At 68.1% G+C, this 16,803-nt stretch carries 16 protein-coding genes; 12 read left to right on the top strand and 4 right to left on the bottom strand.

All coding sequences use genetic code 11. From position 1 onward, the window contains the following. The first annotated feature begins 67 nt into the window (after positions 1-67). The 8 genes from LWW96_RS07035 to LWW96_RS07000 all read left to right on the top strand — a co-directional run bounded on the left by LWW96_RS07035 (position 68) and on the right by LWW96_RS07000 (position 7,047). Positions 68-2,233, top strand: a complete 2,166-nt coding sequence (locus LWW96_RS07035; protein WP_291485411.1) for a TonB-dependent siderophore receptor — start codon at positions 68-70, stop codon at positions 2,231-2,233. Positions 2,234-2,305: 72 nt separating this feature from the next. Then, a complete protein-coding gene (locus LWW96_RS07030) occupies positions 2,306-2,995 on the top strand; it encodes a Fe2+-dependent dioxygenase (protein WP_291485408.1) in 690 nt (229 codons plus the stop codon). 155 nt (positions 2,996-3,150) lie between these two features. Continuing rightward, the gene (locus LWW96_RS07025) at positions 3,151-4,269 is read left to right on the top strand and encodes an alpha-hydroxy acid oxidase (RefSeq protein ID WP_291485406.1); all 1,119 of its coding nucleotides are present in this window, start codon (positions 3,151-3,153) and stop codon (positions 4,267-4,269) included. A gap of 124 nt (positions 4,270-4,393) precedes the next feature. Next, positions 4,394-4,666, top strand: a complete 273-nt coding sequence (locus tag LWW96_RS07020; protein ID WP_291485404.1) for a (2Fe-2S)-binding protein — start codon at positions 4,394-4,396, stop codon at positions 4,664-4,666. A gap of 102 nt (positions 4,667-4,768) precedes the next feature. Continuing rightward, on the top strand, positions 4,769-5,458 hold the full coding sequence (locus tag LWW96_RS07015) for an energy transducer TonB (RefSeq protein WP_291485402.1): 690 nt from the start codon (positions 4,769-4,771) through the stop codon (positions 5,456-5,458). A gap of 28 nt (positions 5,459-5,486) precedes the next feature. Next, a complete protein-coding gene (locus tag LWW96_RS07010) occupies positions 5,487-6,209 on the top strand; it encodes a MotA/TolQ/ExbB proton channel family protein (RefSeq protein WP_291485400.1) in 723 nt (240 codons plus the stop codon). A 3-nt stretch (positions 6,210-6,212) separates the two neighbouring features. Next, positions 6,213-6,623, top strand: a complete 411-nt coding sequence (locus LWW96_RS07005) for a biopolymer transporter ExbD (protein WP_291485398.1) — start codon at positions 6,213-6,215, stop codon at positions 6,621-6,623. 193 nt (positions 6,624-6,816) lie between these two features. After that, positions 6,817-7,047, top strand: a complete 231-nt coding sequence (locus tag LWW96_RS07000; protein WP_291485396.1) for a hemin uptake protein HemP — start codon at positions 6,817-6,819, stop codon at positions 7,045-7,047. A gap of 278 nt (positions 7,048-7,325) precedes the next feature. Here the strand turns inward: LWW96_RS07000 and LWW96_RS06995 are convergent, their stop codons facing one another. Beyond that, positions 7,326-7,733: a heme-binding protein gene (locus LWW96_RS06995; protein ID WP_291485394.1), complete on the bottom strand. Its 408-nt coding sequence runs from the start codon at positions 7,731-7,733 to the stop codon at positions 7,326-7,328. Between the two features lie 254 nt (positions 7,734-7,987). On the opposite strand from LWW96_RS06995, the gene LWW96_RS06990 reads away from it, so the two are divergent. Further along, positions 7,988-8,683, top strand: a complete 696-nt coding sequence (locus LWW96_RS06990) for a Bax inhibitor-1/YccA family protein (protein ID WP_291485432.1) — start codon at positions 7,988-7,990, stop codon at positions 8,681-8,683. Positions 8,684-8,809: 126 nt separating this feature from the next. Further along, positions 8,810-9,187 (top strand): hypothetical protein, encoded by a 378-nt coding sequence (locus LWW96_RS06985; protein ID WP_291485391.1) that lies wholly within the window; start codon positions 8,810-8,812, stop codon positions 9,185-9,187. Between the two features lie 42 nt (positions 9,188-9,229). Here LWW96_RS06985 and rlmD read toward each other — a convergent pair whose 3' ends face one another. From rlmD to LWW96_RS06970, 3 genes are all read right to left on the bottom strand, one after another. Beyond that, positions 9,230-10,741: a 23S rRNA (uracil(1939)-C(5))-methyltransferase RlmD gene (gene rlmD, locus LWW96_RS06980; protein WP_291485390.1), complete on the bottom strand. Its 1,512-nt coding sequence runs from the start codon at positions 10,739-10,741 to the stop codon at positions 9,230-9,232. Positions 10,742-10,800: 59 nt separating this feature from the next. Beyond that, complete coding sequence (locus LWW96_RS06975) at positions 10,801-11,124, bottom strand: hypothetical protein (protein ID WP_291485388.1); 324 nt, start codon at positions 11,122-11,124, stop codon at positions 10,801-10,803. A gap of 98 nt (positions 11,125-11,222) precedes the next feature. Further along, positions 11,223-11,690, bottom strand: coding sequence for an Lrp/AsnC ligand binding domain-containing protein (locus tag LWW96_RS06970; RefSeq protein ID WP_291485386.1), 468 nt, complete (start codon positions 11,688-11,690; stop codon positions 11,223-11,225). A 123-nt stretch (positions 11,691-11,813) separates the two neighbouring features. On the opposite strand from LWW96_RS06970, the gene putA reads away from it, so the two are divergent. Together putA and LWW96_RS06960 are read left to right on the top strand one after the other, a co-directional pair. Continuing rightward, complete coding sequence (gene putA / locus LWW96_RS06965; RefSeq protein ID WP_291485384.1) at positions 11,814-15,578, top strand: trifunctional transcriptional regulator/proline dehydrogenase/L-glutamate gamma-semialdehyde dehydrogenase; 3,765 nt, start codon at positions 11,814-11,816, stop codon at positions 15,576-15,578. 237 nt (positions 15,579-15,815) lie between these two features. Beyond that, positions 15,816-16,724 (top strand): hypothetical protein, encoded by a 909-nt coding sequence (locus tag LWW96_RS06960; protein ID WP_291485382.1) that lies wholly within the window; start codon positions 15,816-15,818, stop codon positions 16,722-16,724. The last annotated feature ends 79 nt before the right edge of the window (positions 16,725-16,803 follow it).

Raw genomic sequence — 16,803 nt, 5'->3', positions numbered from 1 at the left:
GCGCCGCAGCACTTTGCTGCGCACCCCACAAAACACTACCGCCTCTGCATTTGCTCCCCGTAGCGGCATGGCATCGGACAAGGCCCTGCTTCCGCTGGGCGCGTTGATGCTGGCCGCCTCTGTGGGCAGCATGGCGCAGACCGCGCCGGCCGAAACCACCCTGTCGACCGTGACGGTCAAGGAGCAGGCGGAGGTCCAGGGCAAGGACACACTGCTCATCAAGCAGACCACCGTCGGCAAGGGCAAGCAGGACATCAAGGACATTCCGCAATCGGTGACGGTGTTCACCGAGAAGCTGATGAACGACCGCAACCAGGACGACTTCCGCGAGGTGCTGCGCACCACGGCCGGCGTCACGTTCCTGTCGGGCGAAACCGGCGAAGAGGACGTGCGCCTGCGCGGCTTCTCGCTGGGCCAGGCGGGCGATATCTACGTGGACGGCATGAAGGACGCTCCGCTGATCGAGCGCGACACCTTCAACAACGACCGCATCGAAGTGCTCAAGGGCTCGGCCTCCATGCTGTTTGGCAAGGGCTCCACCGGCGGCGTGGTCAACCAGGTCAACAAGGCGCCCCTGCTCATCGACCAGCACGAGGTCTCGTACACGCTGGGCACGGGCCAGTACCACCGCCTGACGGGCGACTTCAACTTCAAGACCGGCGAAAACGCCGCGTTCCGCCTGAACGCGATGGTGCAGGAGTTCGACAACTATGGCGCCAAGCAGGACAAGCGCGGCATTGCGCCCACGTTCGCCTGGGGCATCGGCACGCGGGACGAGTTCTCGATCGGGCTGTACTACCTCGAATCCAAGGGCCGCCCGCTCTACAACCACCCCTGGCGCCTGGTGGACGGCAAGATCAACACGCCGCTGGACGCACGCAACTACTACGGCCTGGCCAGCGACCACAACAACACCTCGTCGCAGTACGTCACGCTGGGCCACATCCACCGCTTTGACGACAGTGGCGAGCTGAACACGCGCCTGCGCTACGGCCGGTACGAGCGCGATCTGCTGGCCAGCACCATCGGCTTTCAGAACAGCAACATCACACTGGGCCAGATCAACGACAGCACCGTGCTGACCCGTGGGTCCAAGGGCCGCAAGGGCGAGAGCGATGTGCTGCAGGTGCAAAGCGACTACAGCAACACCTTCAACTGGGGAGGCCGCAAGAACGCGGTGCTGGCCGGCGTGGACTATTACGACGACGACGCCAAGCGCAACCAGAACTATTCCAACCCCACGCCCCGCCCCACCACCACGGTGGGCACGCCCAACGATGGCGCATGGGTGGCGGACGGCCGCGCGCCCGTGGCATGGAACACGTTCACCTCGCGCAACCTGGGCCTGTACTTCCAGGACACGGTCTCGCTGAACGACACCCTGAAGTTCGTGGGCGGCCTGCGCTATGACAACTTCAAGGCGTCGTACCGCAACCCCGATGGCAGTGTCGCCGGCGACCGCTCCGACAGCCTGTTCAGCCCCCGCCTGGGCCTGCTGTTCCAGCCGGACGAGCTGTCGTCGTACTACGTGTCGTATGGCACCTCGTACAACACGTCGGGCGACACCTACCAGTACGGCATCAACCTTAACAACGGCACGACACGCGCGGCCAACACGCCCGCCGAGAAGAGCCGCAACATCGAGATCGGCAGCAAGTTCGAGCTGTTTGAGCGCCGCGCGCTGCTGGGCGTGGCCGCCTTCTACAGCGAGAAGTACAACGAGCGCAATACCGACCCCGACTCTGCCGCGGCGCAGGAGCTGCTGTCGGGCAAGCGCCACGCCACGGGCATGGAGTTCAACCTGGCGGGCCGCCTGACGCCGAAGTGGGAGCTGTTCTTCAACCACACCTGGATTCCCTCGGCCAAGATCGACCGCAGCAACGTGGCGCTGGCGGCCAACGGCGGCGGCGCGCAGGTGCAGGGCGACCGCCCAGGCCTCACGCCCAAGCACAGCGGCAGCGTGTGGAGCACGTATGCCGTGACCTCCAAGCTGCGCGTGGGCGCCGGCATCACCTACCGCGCCAAGCAGAACCCCGAGGGCTCCCGTGCGGTGTATGCCAGCGGCTTTGCCGTGATGGACGCCATGGCGGAATACGCGTTTGACGACAAGACCTCGCTCAAGCTCAACGTCAGCAACCTGTTCGACCGCACCTATGCGGACGGCCTGTACCGCGGCTTCTACACGCCGGGCGCGCCGCGCGCCGTGCAGCTGACGCTGAAGACCCGCTTCTGACCCCAGGGCGAAGCACAACCCGCGCGCGCCGCAGTGGACATCCCGGCGCGCGCGGGTTCATCATCGAGCACCATGTTCCTGCACATCAAAGACGTTCTCAGCGCAGACGAAGTGGCCTTCTTTCGCCAGCACCTGGGGCCTGAGGCCCCGTGGGTGGAAGGCGCGCGCAGTGCGGGCGAGCAAGCCGTGCACCAGAAGAACAATCTGCAGCTGGCCCAAGGCAGCGATGTCTCCGCGCAGCTGCAGGGTTTGGTCAAGGCCGCGCTGCACCGCAATGCGCTGTTCTTCTCGGCGGCCCTGCCGCGGCGCATCTTCAACCCGCTGTTCAACAACTACGGCGGCGAGGCCAATTTCTATGGCAACCATGTGGACAGCGCCGTCATGCACTCCCGCGCCGACAAGTGCTGGGTGCGCAGCGACCTGTCGTGCACGCTGTTTCTCACGCCGCCGGACGAATACGAGGGCGGCGAACTCGTGGCCAGCGAGGCCTGGGGCGAAAAGCGCATCAAGCTGCCGGCCGGCGACCTGATCCTGTACCCCAGCAGCACCGTGCACCAGGTGTCCCCGGTCACGCGGGGCCGCCGCGTGTGCAGCTTCTTCTGGGTGGAGAGCATGGTCCGCGGGCTGGAGCAGCGGCAGTTGCTGTTCGACATGGACATGGCGCTGCTGCGGCTGCGCCAAAGCGTGGGCGAGAAGGATCCTTCGGTGATCGCGCTCTCCGGCACGTACCACAACCTGCTGCGCATGTGGGCCGATGTATGAGGCACCGCCACCCGCAAAGACGAAGGCCGAACAGCCCCCCATCGTCCGGCACCGTGCGGCGGGGCGCCCGCGCCGGCGGCGCCGCACTGCAATTGCTCCTTTATTGATAGCTGCTCACGCTTATGCATCAAGCGCCAGCAGCTATTTTCTTTGATATGACCACTCTTCCCGTCCAGCAGCCGCTTGCAGCCGACATCGTGAGCCTGCCCGACCATGAGCAGCACGCCCGCCAAAGGCTGGACGACAACGCCTGGTCGTACTTCAGCGGCGGCGCGGCCGATGAGATCACCCTGCGCAGCAACCGCAGCGCGTGGGAAGCCCTGCCACTGTGGCCGCGGGTGCTGCGCCCGCTGGCCGGCGGGCACACGCGGGTCCCGCTGCTGGGCCGCACGCTGGCGCATCCCATCCTGCTGGCGCCCATTGCCTTTCAGCGCCTGGCCCACCCGGACGGCGAACTGGCCCTGGTCTACGCCGCGGCCGCGCTGGGCGCGGGCGTGGTGCTCAGCACCCAGGCCAGCGTGTCGCTGGAGGCCGTGGCCAGCGCCGTGCACCCGGACCCGGGCCGCGGGCCCCTGTGGTTCCAGCTGTACCTGCAGCCGGACCGCGGCTTCACCCGGGCGCTGGTGCAGCGCGCCGAGGCCGCCGGGTACGAGGCCCTGGTGCTGACGGTGGACGCCCCCACCAGCGGTGCGCGGGACCGCGAACGGCGCGCAGGCTTTCGGCTGCCGCCTGGCATCGGCCCCGTGAACCTGGCCGGCATGCAGCCGCCCGCAGCGCCCCGCCTCGCCGCCGGGCAGAGCGCCTTGTTCGACGGGCTGCTGCACCACGCTCCCACTTGGGACGACATCGCCTGGCTCCGGTCGGTGACACGCCTGCCCGTGCTGCTCAAGGGCGTGCTGCACCCGGCTGATGCGCGGCAGGCCGTGGATGCGGGCGCGGCGGGGCTGATCGTGTCCAACCACGGCGGGCGCACGCTCGATACGGCCCCCGCCACCGCCACGGCCCTGCCCCGCGTCGTGCAGGCCGTGGGCGGGGCGGTGCCGGTGCTGGTGGACGGCGGCATCCGGCGCGGCACCGATGTGCTCAAGGCCATGGCCTTGGGGGCGTCGGCCGTGCTGGTGGGGCGCCCGGCCGTCTGGGGCCTGGCCAACGCAGGGGCGGCCGGCGTGGCCCACGTGCTGCGCCTGCTGCGCGACGAGCTGGAGATCGCCATGGCCCTCACCGGCTGCGCCACGCTGGCCGACGCGTCCCCCGCCTTGATCGCACCCGACTAAGGTGCCATGGCAGGTGCCGACCGTTGCCCCTGCAGGCACCGTTGATTTATTGCAAATGCGATGGATTCGCATTTATAATTTCAACATCCCAATCAACGCCAGCCACACTGTCTGCCCTGCCGCCATGATCGTTTGTGTTTGCCGCCGGATTTCCGACCGGGAGATCGCCCGCCACGCCCGTGCCGGGATGAGCTTTGACGAAATCCAGTTCGAACTGGGTGTGGCCACGCAGTGCGGGTGCTGCGAAGGCTGCGCCCGGGACGTGGTGGCCCAGTGCAGCCCTTCGGCCCCTGTGGCCGCCCTGCACAACGATGCAGCGCCCCAGGCCATCCAGCTTGCCAGCTCCATTCTGGAAAGCAAGTCATGGAACTCCTCTCTACACTCGCAGGCAGCCTGATCCTTGTCGCAGGCTCGGCCTGGTGGATCTTTCGCAAATAATCAGTGAGGGTCTTTTAGGGCGCTAGCGCTTGCTGGACAAGCGCTGGCCGCTATCATTTTTATGTCTCACGCAGATCGTTTTGCCGCCCCCGGCGGTCTCAGCCGCAACACCGTGATCGTCGGTTCGGTCGTGGCGTTGCATGTGGTGGGCCTGTGGGCCCTGCAGTCGGGGCTGGTGCGCAAGGCGGCCGAGGTCATCGTGCCCGCCGAGCTGCTGTCCGAATTCATCGCGCCCCCCGCGCCGCCCAAGGTCACGCCACCACCGCCCGCGCCGCCGCCGCCCCCGCGCCCGGCTCCCAAGGCCGCGCCGCGCCCCGCGCCCATGCCCGTGGCCATTGCGGACCCCACGCCCGCGCCCAACGCCCCCACCGGCATCACCACGCCGCAGCCGCCCGCGCCACCCATCGAGGGCCCGGTGGCGCCACCCGCGCCAGCCCCGGCGCCTCCGGCGCCGCCCGCGCCGCCGAAGATCGAGCTGCCGTCCAGCGACGCCGCCTACCTGAACAACCCCAAGCCCAGCTACCCCGCCATCAGCAAACGCATGGGCGAGCAAGGCAAGGTGGTGCTGCGCGTGCTCATCGGCACCGACGGCCTGCCGCAGAAGGTGGAGATCAGCAAGTCCAGCGGCTTCGACCGGCTGGACCGGCAGGCGCAGGAGGCCGTCATGCGCTGGCGCTTCGTGCCGGGCAAACGCAATGGCGTGCCAGAGACCATGTGGAACCTGGTGCCCATCAACTTCGTTCTCGAATAATCACATTACCGCTTAGGGAGTAGTTCTCATGGAATCGCATTTCGGCATTGCCAACGTCTGGACCCAGGGGGACTTCGTCACCCGCGCCGTGGCCATCATCCTGCTGGGCATGTCGCTGGCCTCGTGGATCGTCATCCTCATCAAGGCGCTGGACATCATCAAGTTCAAGAAATACGCCCGCAACGCCCGGGACTTCTGGCACAGCGAGGACTTCGCCGCCGGCCTGACCAAGCTGGGCGGCGATCCGGCCAACCCCTTCCGCCACCTGGCCCTGGAAGGCCGCGAGGCGACGGCGCACCACCGCAACACCAAGGCCCACCTGCACGACAGTCTGGACGTGAGCGACTGGGTAACCCGCTGCCTGCGCAACTGCATCGACGAGTTCACGGCCCGTCTGCAATCGGGCCTGGCCATCCTGGCCTCGGTGGGCTCCACCGCGCCCTTCATCGGCCTGTTCGGCACCGTGTGGGGCATCTACCACGCGCTGGTGGCCATCGGCACCTCGGGCCAATCCACCATCGACAAGGTGGCCGGCCCTATCGGCGAGGCACTGATCATGACCGCGCTGGGCCTGGCCGTGGCCATCCCTGCCGTGCTGGGCTACAACGCGCTGGTGCGCGGCAACAAGTCCATCCTGGGCAGCCTCAACAGCTTTGCCCACGACCTGCACGCCTACTTCGTGACCGGCGCCCGCGTGAGCGCTGGCGGCGACCTGGGCAGCAAGGTGCTGCCCATGAAGAAAGGCAACTGAGCCATGGCCTTCGGAACCCAAGACGACGCCGATGACGTGATGAACGAGATCAACATGACGCCCCTGGTGGACGTCATGCTGGTGCTGCTCATCATCTTCATCATCACCGTGCCCGTGATGAAACATGCGGTGAACGTGGACCTGCCCCGCGCCACGAACCAGCCCGAGAACGTCAAGCCCGAAACCGTGCGCCTGTCCGTGTCGGCCGATGGCAAGTACTACTGGAACGAGTCGCAGGTGTCGGAAGAAGAACTCTTCCCGCGCCTGCAGGCCGAGGCCGCCAAGGAGCCCCAGCCCGACCTGCACATCCGTGGCGACAAGAACGTGCGCTACGAGTTCGTCGCCCAGGCCATGGCCGCGGCCCAGCGCGCCGGCGTGCGCAAGATCGGCTTTGTGACCGACCCCCAGTCCTGAGGACCGTTCTGAGGCGCGGGGGCCCGGCCCCCTGCCCAGAAGCTGTTCATCATCTTTTCGGGGTCGCACAAGGCCGCTGTGCGGCCCAGCCACCGCCCACCCTTGCCACAAAAAGATACCGTTTTCTCGCTTGACTTGTAATTGCGAATCGTTATCATTAACAAAACGCACTGCAATGCCACAGGACCTCTCCATGCAAGCTTCCACGCCCGCCGCCTCGCTCCTGCGTACCCGCACCGCCGACTCCGCACGCACCCCCGCCGCGGAGGGTGACGGAGCCCCCACCGGGGCCGGTGTGCCCGGCGTTGCCGCAGTCGACAGCAGCGCGCTGCTGCAGGGCCAGAAGGCCGTCGCCATCAGCCACAACGGGTCGGTGTACCGCCTGCAAGCGACGAAGCTGGGCAAGCTGATCCTGACCAAATGAGTTTCATCGTGGGGCGACTCCCGGGCTTGCAATAAGTCCGCCAGGGTCGTTTTTGCCAGCCAACGGGTTTACCCGCGTAGCCAGGCCTTTTTTCCCGCCCTGCCCCGCCCCACCGCACGATCCTGTCCTTGGGACGCCCATGAAAAAACCGGCGCTGCGCCGGTTTTTTCATGGGCGCTTGCCGAGACTGATAGGGGGCCCAATCGACCGCCCAGTCTGCGCAAGCAGCTCTTCAAAAGATAGCAGACAAGGCGCCCGCGGGCGCCTCGCCCCAGGCGTCACAGCCCCAGCGCAGCGATGCCGGCCCGCGCGATCTGCGCGTCTTCGGTGGACTTGACCCCGCTCACCCCCACGGCGCCCAGGCACTGGCCGTCCTTGAGGACGGGCACGCCGCCCTCCAGCAGCCCGTCGATGCCGGGGGCGCTCAGGAACGAGGTGCGGCCGCCATTGACCACGTCCTCGTACACCTTGCTTTCGCGCCGGCCCAGGGCGGCCGTGCGGGCCTTGGCGGGGGCGATGTGCGACGACACGGCGGCAGCACCGTCCAGCCGCTGCAGCCACAGCAGGTGGCCGCCATCGTCCACGATGGCGATGGTCACCGCCCAGCCGTTCTTGAGCGCCTCGGCCTCGGCCGCGGCAGCGATGGTCTTGACGTCGGCCAGTTCAAGTTCGTGTTTGGTTTTCATGGAAGAGTTTTGCTTTGCAAGAATTGAAAGAGAAGAACAGCGGGAACAATGGCGCGAGCAGAGGATCCCACGGCATTCCACGCGGCAGGGAGCAAGCATAGCGGCGCCGCGCACGGCACTGCCGCCATTCAGGGTGAAAGTACCCACACCAAAAAGTAGGTGACCGGCGCGGCGACGGCGGCCCGCAAAAACGCAAGGTCCTAGAATTTGCAAGTGTCTGCGCTGTGCAGGCCAACAAGGAGAGACACAAGATGATGAACGACCAAGTCACCACCCTGGGCCACTCTGCGGGCTACGGCATCTCGCAGGAAGAGCGCCACAAGGTGCTTCGCAATACGTACTGGCTGCTCGCCCTGAGCATGATCCCCACCGTGCTCGGCGCGTGGGTGGGCGTGGCCACCGGCATCACGCAGTCGCTGCGCGGCGGTGTGGGGCTGATGGTGTTTCTGGGCGGCGCGTTCGCCTTCATGTTCGCCATTGAAAAGACCAAGCGCTCGGCCGCCGGCATTCCGGTGCTGCTGGCCTTCACGTTCTTCATGGGGCTGATGCTGTCGCGCCTGATCGGCATGGTGCTGGGCTTCAAGAACGGCACCGACCTCATCATGACGGCCTTTGCAGGCACCGCCGGCGTGTTCGTCGTGATGGCGAGCCTGGCCAGCGTGATCAAGCGCGACCTGTCGGGCATGGGCAAATGGCTCATGGTGGGCGCGCTGGTGCTGATGGTGGGCGCCATCATCAACGTGTTCGTGGGCTCGTCGGCCGGCATGATGGCCATCTCGGTCGCCGCCATCGGCATCTTCAGCGCCTACATGCTGTACGACCTCAAGCAGATCCTGGACGGCGGCGAGACCAACTACATCAGCGCCACGCTGGCGTTGTACCTGGACCTGTTCAACGTGTTCCAGAGCCTGCTGGCGCTGCTGGGCATCATGGGCGGAGAAAGGGAGTAAGCCCCCCTGGGCGGCTTTCGCCGCATCTGAATCCAAGGCTCCTTCGGGAGCCTTTTTTGTTTTTTGTGGAGCCGGCGGAGGCTTCAAGCCTCAATCGCAGCGAAGTCCTGCCGATAATGCAAGCACATGGTTCGCAAATCCACCTTCTTCGCCCTGCGGCTGCTGGCCCTGTCCAGCATCCTGCTGCTGACTGCCTGCGACAAGATCCCCGGCCTGGGCCCGGATCCGCGCATCGCCCAGCGGGAAGAGGAAGCCAAGGCCATCGGCGGCGCATGCCGCCACGCCCTGCGCGGCCTGGAGGACTGCTACACGCTGAACCCCAAGGCCCCCAAGGCGGCGGTGTTCGCCGGGTGGAAGGACATGGACGCGTACATGCGCGAGAACAAGATCGAGGGCACGCCCTCGGTGCTCGGCAAGGTGGAAAGCAAGCCCGAGCGCACTGAACGCTCCAGCGACATCGAAACCGAACCCCGCGACCCGGCCGCCAGCCGCAGCCGCAGCTGAACGCCTGCGGGCAACCCTGCCGGGGCTGCCTTTCGGAGGGATTTACCCGGCCACCTCGGGCGCGGCGTCATCCACCTTGACCGATGGCGCGTGCCCGTCCCACTCGAACACGGCCATGCTCTCCACATGCGCCGTGTGCGGGAACATGTTGACCATGCCGGCCGCCGTGCAGCGGTAACCGCCCTGGTGCACCAGCAGGCCGGCATCGCGCGCCAGCGTGGCGGGGTTGCAGCTGACGTAGACGATGCGCCGGGGCGGCGTCCAGCCCTCTGCCTGCGGCGGCAGGGGTGCCGCGCCCTCCACGCCATGGCGGGCGCGGTGGATATCGGCCAGGGCCTTCACCAGCGCAAACGCGCCCTCGCGCGGCGGGTCCACCAGCCATTTGTCGGCCGTGCCGTCGGCCACCAGCATTTCCGGCGTCATCTCGAAAAGATTGCGCGCTACAAATTTTGTAGCTGCCAGCGCTTGATGGACGGGCGCCAGGCCCTGATTCAGCACATAGTTTTCGCGCGACCGGGCCACCAGCGCCTCGCTGCCCTCGATGCCCAGCACCTCGCGCGCGCGGGTGGCCAGCGGCAGCGTGAAGTTGCCCAGGCCGCAAAACCAGTCAATCACGCGCTCGTGCTTGCCCACGTCCAGCAGCCGCAGCGCGCGGCTGACCAGCACGCGGTTGATGTGCGGGTTCACCTGCGTGAAATCCGTGGGCTTGAACGGCATGGTGATGCCGAAGTCCGGCAGGCCGTACGACAGGGTCTCGCCGCCCGCGTCCAGCAGGTGCACCGTGTCCGGCCCCTTGGGCTGCAGCCACCATTGCACGGCGTGCTGGGCGCCAAAGGCACGCAGCCGCTCGGTGTCCGCGGCGCTCAACGGCTCCAGGTGGCGCAGCACCAGCGCCGTCACGGTGTCGCCGCAGGCCAGCTCGATCTGCGGGCAGGTGTCGCGCGCATCCAGGCTGGCGATCAGGCCACGCAGGGGCATCAGCAGGGCGTCCACATGCGGCGGCAGGATCTTGCAGGTCTGCATGTCGGCGATGTAGCGGCTCTTGCGCTCGTGAAAGCCCACCAGCACCGTGCCCTTCTTGATCACATGGCGCACGGCCAGGCGGGCGCGGTAGCGGTAGCCCCAGGTGGGGCCCTGGATGGGGCGCAGCAGCATCTCGGCCTGGACCTTGCCCAGGTGCCACAGGTTGTCCTCCAGCACGCGCTGCTTCACGGCCACCTGGGCGGCCGCGTCCAGGTGCTGCATCTTGCAGCCGCCGCAAGCGCCCGCGTGCAGGCCGAAGTGCGGGCAGCCGGGGCGCACGCGCTGCGGCGATTCGCGGTGGATGGCCAGCAGGCTGGCCTGCTCCCAGTTGTTCTTCTTGCGGTGGGTGTTGGCGCTGACCAGCTCAAACGGCAGGGCACCGTCGATGAACACCACCTTGCCGTCCGGCCTGCGGGCCACGCCCTGGGCGTCCAGGTCCATGGACTGCACCTGCAGCCAGCCCTCGGGCAGATCCGGCGTGTCTTGCGTGGAAGGTTCCAACGCGGGGGATAGTTCTTTCGGTTCGCTCATCCCCCGATTGTCTCAGGCCCCGGGGCGGCCGCCGGCCAGCGGGGCCTTGCCTGGGGCGGTCAGCCGCGGTCGCCCCGCGGTGCGCGCACGAAGCCTTCGCCCGCCGCTGCCGGGGCGCCGGTGGCCGCCTGGCTCCAGCCCACGGGCAGGTTGTGGATGGGCGACTCGCAGCCGCCGCTGTCGGGCGTGAACACCAGCGTGGCGCCGGGCGCCACCGCCGGCACTGTTTCATGCAACTGGCGCGAGAGGTCCACCGGCGGGTGCGCATCGCGGTAGAGGATGTCCTTGTCGGCCCCGTAAACCACATAGCACGCAGCCAGCGCCGAAGGGCTCAGCACGGCAGACAACACAGCCGCAGCGGCGGCGCAGACAAGGCGGTTCATGGTCTTCTCCTCAATCAGCCAATGGGATGGACGGGCATTATGCGGAGTTTGCACGCCCCCGCCAACGCAGGGCGCGCCACCTGCCCGCAGCGCCGCGCTCAGCGCAGATGCAGGTGGTTGCTGTGCTTGACCTCTTCCATCACCGCGTAGGTGCGCGTCTCGCGCACGCCGGGCAGCTGCCACAGCACGTTGCCGGCGAACACGCGGTAGGCATTCATGTCGGCCGAGCGGGTCTTGAGCAGGTAGTCGAACCCGCCGGCCACCATGTGGCATTCCATGATCTCGGGGTGCACCTGCACGGCGGCCTTGAACTGGTCGAACACATTGGGTGTGGTGCGGTCCAGCAGCACCTCCACGAACACCAGCATGCCCGCGCCCAGCTTGAGCGGGTTCAGCCGCGCCTCGTAGCCGAGGATGTAGCCATCCCGCGTGAGGCGCTGCACCCGCGCCAGCACGGCCGTGGGCGACAGGGCCACCGCCTCGGCCAGCTTCAGGTTGGCGATGCGGCCGTCTTCCTGCAGGATTGACAGGATCTTGCGGTCAATACGGTCCAGATCATTTTCCATGAGGCCATATGGTAGTGAATCATTCTTGCAAAAAGCCAATCTTCCGACATTTATTCACCACAAACACCCCGATCATCGCCAGCAGCCCTGTTCAACAACGCTTTGCTTTCCGAGACGCCCGCCATGACGCAGCCTGCCCCGTCCCTGCCCGCCACCACGCCGTTTGCCGGGTTTGCGCCCCGCACGCCGCTCTCCAACCCGCTGCGCGCGGCCCTCACCGCCGCCTACCGCCGCCCCGAGCCCGAGGCCCTGGCACCGCTGCTGGCCCAGGCCCGCCTGCCGGCAGACCAGGCGGCGCAGGCCCAGCAACTGGCGCTGCGCATTGCCCGGGCGCTGCGCGAGCGCAAGGCCAGCGCGGGCCGCGCAGGCCTGGTGCAAGGGCTGCTGCAGGAGTTCTCGCTGTCGTCGCAAGAAGGCGTGGCGCTGATGTGCCTGGCCGAGGCGCTGCTGCGCATCCCCGACAAGGCCACGCGCGACGCGCTGATCCGCGACAAGATCAGCCGCGGCCAGTGGGACGCACACCTGGGCAAAAGTCCGTCCCTGTTTGTGAACGCCGCCACCTGGGGCCTGCTGCTGACCGGCAAGCTGGTCGCCACGCACAGCGAGGGCAGCCTGGGCGCATCGCTCAGCCGCCTGATCGGCAAAGGCGGCGAGCCGCTGATCCGCAAGGGCGTGGACATGGCCATGCGCATGATGGGCGAACAGTTCGTGACCGGCGAAACGATTGACGAGGCCCTGCGCAACGCCCGCACGATGGAGGCCGAAGGCTTTCGCTACTCCTACGACATGCTGGGCGAGGCGGCGCTGACCAGCGCGGATGCCGAGCGCTACTACCAGTCGTACGAGCAGGCCATCCACGCCATCGGCAAGGCCTCCAACGGCCGCGGCATCTATGACGGCCCGGGCATCTCCATCAAGCTCTCGGCCCTGCACCCGCGCTACAGCCGCGCGCAGTTTGGCCGCGTGATGGACGAGCTGTACCCGCGCGTGCTGCGCCTGACCCTGCTGGCCCGGCAATACGACATCGGCCTGAACATCGATGCCGAGGAAGCCGACCGGCTGGAGCTGTCGCTGGACCTGCTGGAGCGCCTGTGCCACGAGCCCGCGCTGGCGGGCTGGAATGGCATGGGCTTCGTCCTCCAGGCCTACCAGAAGCGCTGCCCCTTCGCCATCGACTCTGTGGTGGACTTGGCCCGCCGCACCCAGCACCGCCTGATGGTGCGGCTGGTCAAGGGCGCGTACTGGGACAGCGAGATCAAGCGCGCGCAGGTCGACGGCCTGGCGGACTACCCCGTCTACACCCGCAAGGTGCACACCGACATCTCCTACATCGCCTGCGCTCGCAAGCTGCTGGCCGCACCCGAGGCCGTGTACCCCCAGTTCGCCACCCACAACGCCGAGACGCTGGCCACCATCTACCAGCTGGCGGGCAGCAACTACTACGCCGGGCAGTACGAGTTCCAGTGCCTGCACGGCATGGGCGAGCCGCTGTACGAGCAGGTGGTGGGCGCCGTCGCTGCCGGCAAGCTCGGGCGGCCGTGCCGCATCTACGCCCCCGTGGGCACGCACGAGACGCTGCTGGCCTACCTGGTGCGCCGCCTGCTGGAGAACGGCGCCAACACCTCGTTCGTGAACCGCATTGCCGACGAGACCCTTGCCCTGGAAGATCTGGTGAAAAGCCCCGTGCAGGTGGTGGACGAACAGGCCGCCGCCGAGGGCGCAGCCGGCCTGCCCCACCCGCGCATTCCGCTGCCCGGCGCGCTCTACGGCGCGCACCGCGCCAACTCGCGCGGGCTGGACCTGTCCAACGAAAACACGCTGACCGAACTGGCCGATACGCTGCAAGCCACGGCCGAGCACCCCTGGCACGCCGCGCCGCTGCTGGCCACGGAAGCGCCCACAGGCCCCACCCAGCCCGTGCGCAACCCGGCCGACCACGCCGACGTGGTGGGCCAGGTGCAGGAGGCCACGGCCAACGACGTGGACCAGGCCCTGGCCCACGCCCAAGCCATGGCCGCCCCCTGGGCCGCCACGCCGCCCGCAGAGCGCGCCGCCGCCCTGCAACGCACGGCCGACCTGCTGGAAGAACGCATGCAGCCCCTCATGGGCCTGCTGATGCGCGAAGCGGGCAAGAGCGCCAGCAACGCCGTGGCCGAGGTGCGCGAGGCCGTGGACTTTCTGCGCTACTACGCCGCGCAGGTACGCGGCACGTTTGACAACGCCACGCACGTCCCCCTGGGCCCCGTGGCCTGCATCAGCCCGTGGAACTTCCCGCTCGCCATCTTCATGGGCCAGGTCGCCGCCGCACTGGCTGCCGGCAACCCGGTGCTGGCCAAGCCCGCCGAGCAAACACCGCTGATTGCCGCCGAAGCCGTGCGCCTGCTGTGGCAGGCGGGGGTGCCGCGTGCGGCCGTGCAACTGCTGCCCGGCACGGGCGAAACCGTGGGTGCGCGCCTGGTGGGCGATGCGCGCGTGATGGGCGTGATGTTCACCGGATCCACCGAGGTGGCGCGCATCCTGCAGCGCACGGTGGCCGGGCGGCTGGATGCCGCAGGCCGCCCCATCCCGCTGATTGCGGAAACGGGCGGGCAGAACGCGATGATCGTGGACTCGTCCGCCCTCGTCGAGCAGGTGGTGGGCGATGCCGTCGCGTCCGCCTTTGACAGCGCCGGCCAGCGCTGCTCCGCCCTGCGCGTGCTGTGCGTGCAGGAAGAAGCTGCCGACCGCGTGGTGGAGATGCTGCAGGGCGCCATGGGCGAGCTGCGCGTGGGCAACCCCGCCGAGCTGCGCGTGGACGTGGGCCCGGTGATCGACGCCGAAGCCCGGGCCGGCATCACCCAGCACATCGAAAAATTCAAGGCCCAAGGCCACCGCGTGTTCCAGCACCCGAGCCACGTTTCGGCCGCCGCAGCACAAGGCACGTTTGTGCCGCCTACGCTGATCGCGCTGAACCACATCGGCGAGCTGCAGCGCGAAGTCTTCGGCCCCGTGCTGCACCTGGTGCGCTACGCGCGCAACGACCTGGACCAGCTGCTCGACCAGATCAACGCCACCGGCTACGGCCTGACCCAAGGCGTGCACACCCGCATCGACGAAACCATTGCCCGCGTGGTGGACCGCGCCCACGCCGGCAACGTGTACGTGAACCGCAACATGGTGGGCGCCGTGGTGGGCGTGCAGCCCTTTGGCGGCGAAGGCCTGTCGGGCACCGGCCCCAAGGCCGGCGGGCCGCTGTACCTGCTGCGCCTGCTGTCGCGCCGCCCCGCCAACGCCGTGGCACGCACCTTGGCCGCGGTCGACCGCAGCGCACCGCCTGATGGCACCCAGCGCGAACGCCTGCTGGCGCCGCTGACCGCCCTGCGGCAGTGGGCCGACGCCGACGGCCGCACAGCCCTGGCCCGCGTCTGCGAGCGCTTTGCGCAAGACAGCCAGAGCGGCACTGCCCGCACCCTGCCCGGCCCCACGGGCGAGCGCAACGTCTACACCCTGGCGCCGCGCGGCCGGGTGTTGTGCCTGGCCCCCCGCACCGACGACCTGCTGGTGCAGACGGCCGCCGTGCTGGCCGTGGGCGGCACGGCGGTCTGGCCGGTGGACCAAGCCGCGTTGCGCACGCGGCTGCCCGCGCCCGTGCAGGCACAGGTGACCGCGCAGGACGGAGCGCTGACCGACGCCGGCGTGCCGCTGGATGCCGTGCTGCACCACGGCGACACCGCGTCGCTGCAGGCCGTGTGCGCCGCCCTCGCCCGCCGGCCTGGCCCCATCGTGGGCGTGACGGCCATGGCGCCGGGGGAGGACGACATCCCGCTGGAACGCCTGCTCGTCGAACGCGCGCTGAGCGTGAACACGGCCGCCGCCGGGGGCAACGCCAGCCTGATGACCATCGGCTGAGCCCCCGCCCCGATGGGGTTTTTAGCAAAAACAGCCTCCAGCGCCCGTCCATAAAGCGCTGGCAGCTATGCTTTCAGGAGCATTCCTTCGCCCCGGCAGACGTCTGAAAAGCGCCGGTTTTGTGCCGCTTACCGGGGCACCGGCGCGCACGGCTTTGCGAGACGATCAGCCACGCCCCCCATGGCATTCCGCCGTGGCCCGCCAGGCGCTGCCGCCTGCCACCGAAGGACCTGCAAGATGCTCGATATCTCCCAAGCCACCCACATGCTGACCTCCCTGGGCGTCTCCAGCACCTTGGCCGCCAAGGCAGCGGAGCGCACCGCCCAACAGCACGGCGACGCCGACCCCCTCACCTTCCTCAAGGAGCTGCAGAGCACCCTGGCCGAGCTGTCGGCACAGCCCGCCACGGCCGGCGACACGGCGGCCGGAGCCACCGCCACGCAGCAAAGCACCAAGCCCTACCAATCCACGGCTGAGCGCTACACCGAAAAGAGCGGCACCGACACCGCCGCCGGTGCCAGCACCAGCACCACCACGGCCAAGGCGCCGTTCAACAACCTGCAGGAATTCCGCGCATGGGAACAAGGCCTGGGTGACACGTTCGCCGAGGACTACAAGGTGCCCGACTATGTGCGCATGATCTCCATGTCCCTCAGCGGCGGCGACCAGGAAGCCGTGGGGCGGTACATGTTCTTCAAGAACAACCCCGAATTTGCCGCCGACTACGCGGCCATCCGCAGCGGCCAGCTGTCCAAGTTCCCCACCGACGGCTCCACCCTCGTGAAAAGCGACCTGTCGCAGATGCCCGCGGAAACCGCCGCCTTCTACAAGAGCCAGCCCCCCGCCACGCTGCTGGCGGCCGAAGGCTTCAACATGGACCCCACGATGGCCAAGATGCGCACAGACGGCAAGGTGGAAGTGCCCCAGGGCGTGAACCCGTCGGAATGGCTGATGAGCAACAAGTGGACCGCCGACGGCGTCGTCGCCCAGGACAACCGCCAGGTGTTTGCCCAGGCCTCGTACATCGGCCTGGACGGCAAAGGCGCCGGCACCTACCGCCTGACCACCTACGACGCCGCCACCAACAGCATCATCGGCCCGGACGGCGCGGCCTACGACCCCGCCACCGGCGAAGCACGCGCCTGATACGCCAGGCCGCACCACACCACGGATCCTTTGCACGAACCGGGCGCGACCCATCGCGCCAAGGATGCTTGGAACGTGT

This window comes from Acidovorax sp., from assembly GCF_021287135.1.
Classification (GTDB): domain Bacteria; phylum Pseudomonadota; class Gammaproteobacteria; order Burkholderiales; family Burkholderiaceae_C; genus Acidovorax.
The sequence above is the reverse complement of the archived record's forward strand: the minus strand, read 5'-3'. Positions and strand labels throughout refer to the sequence as shown.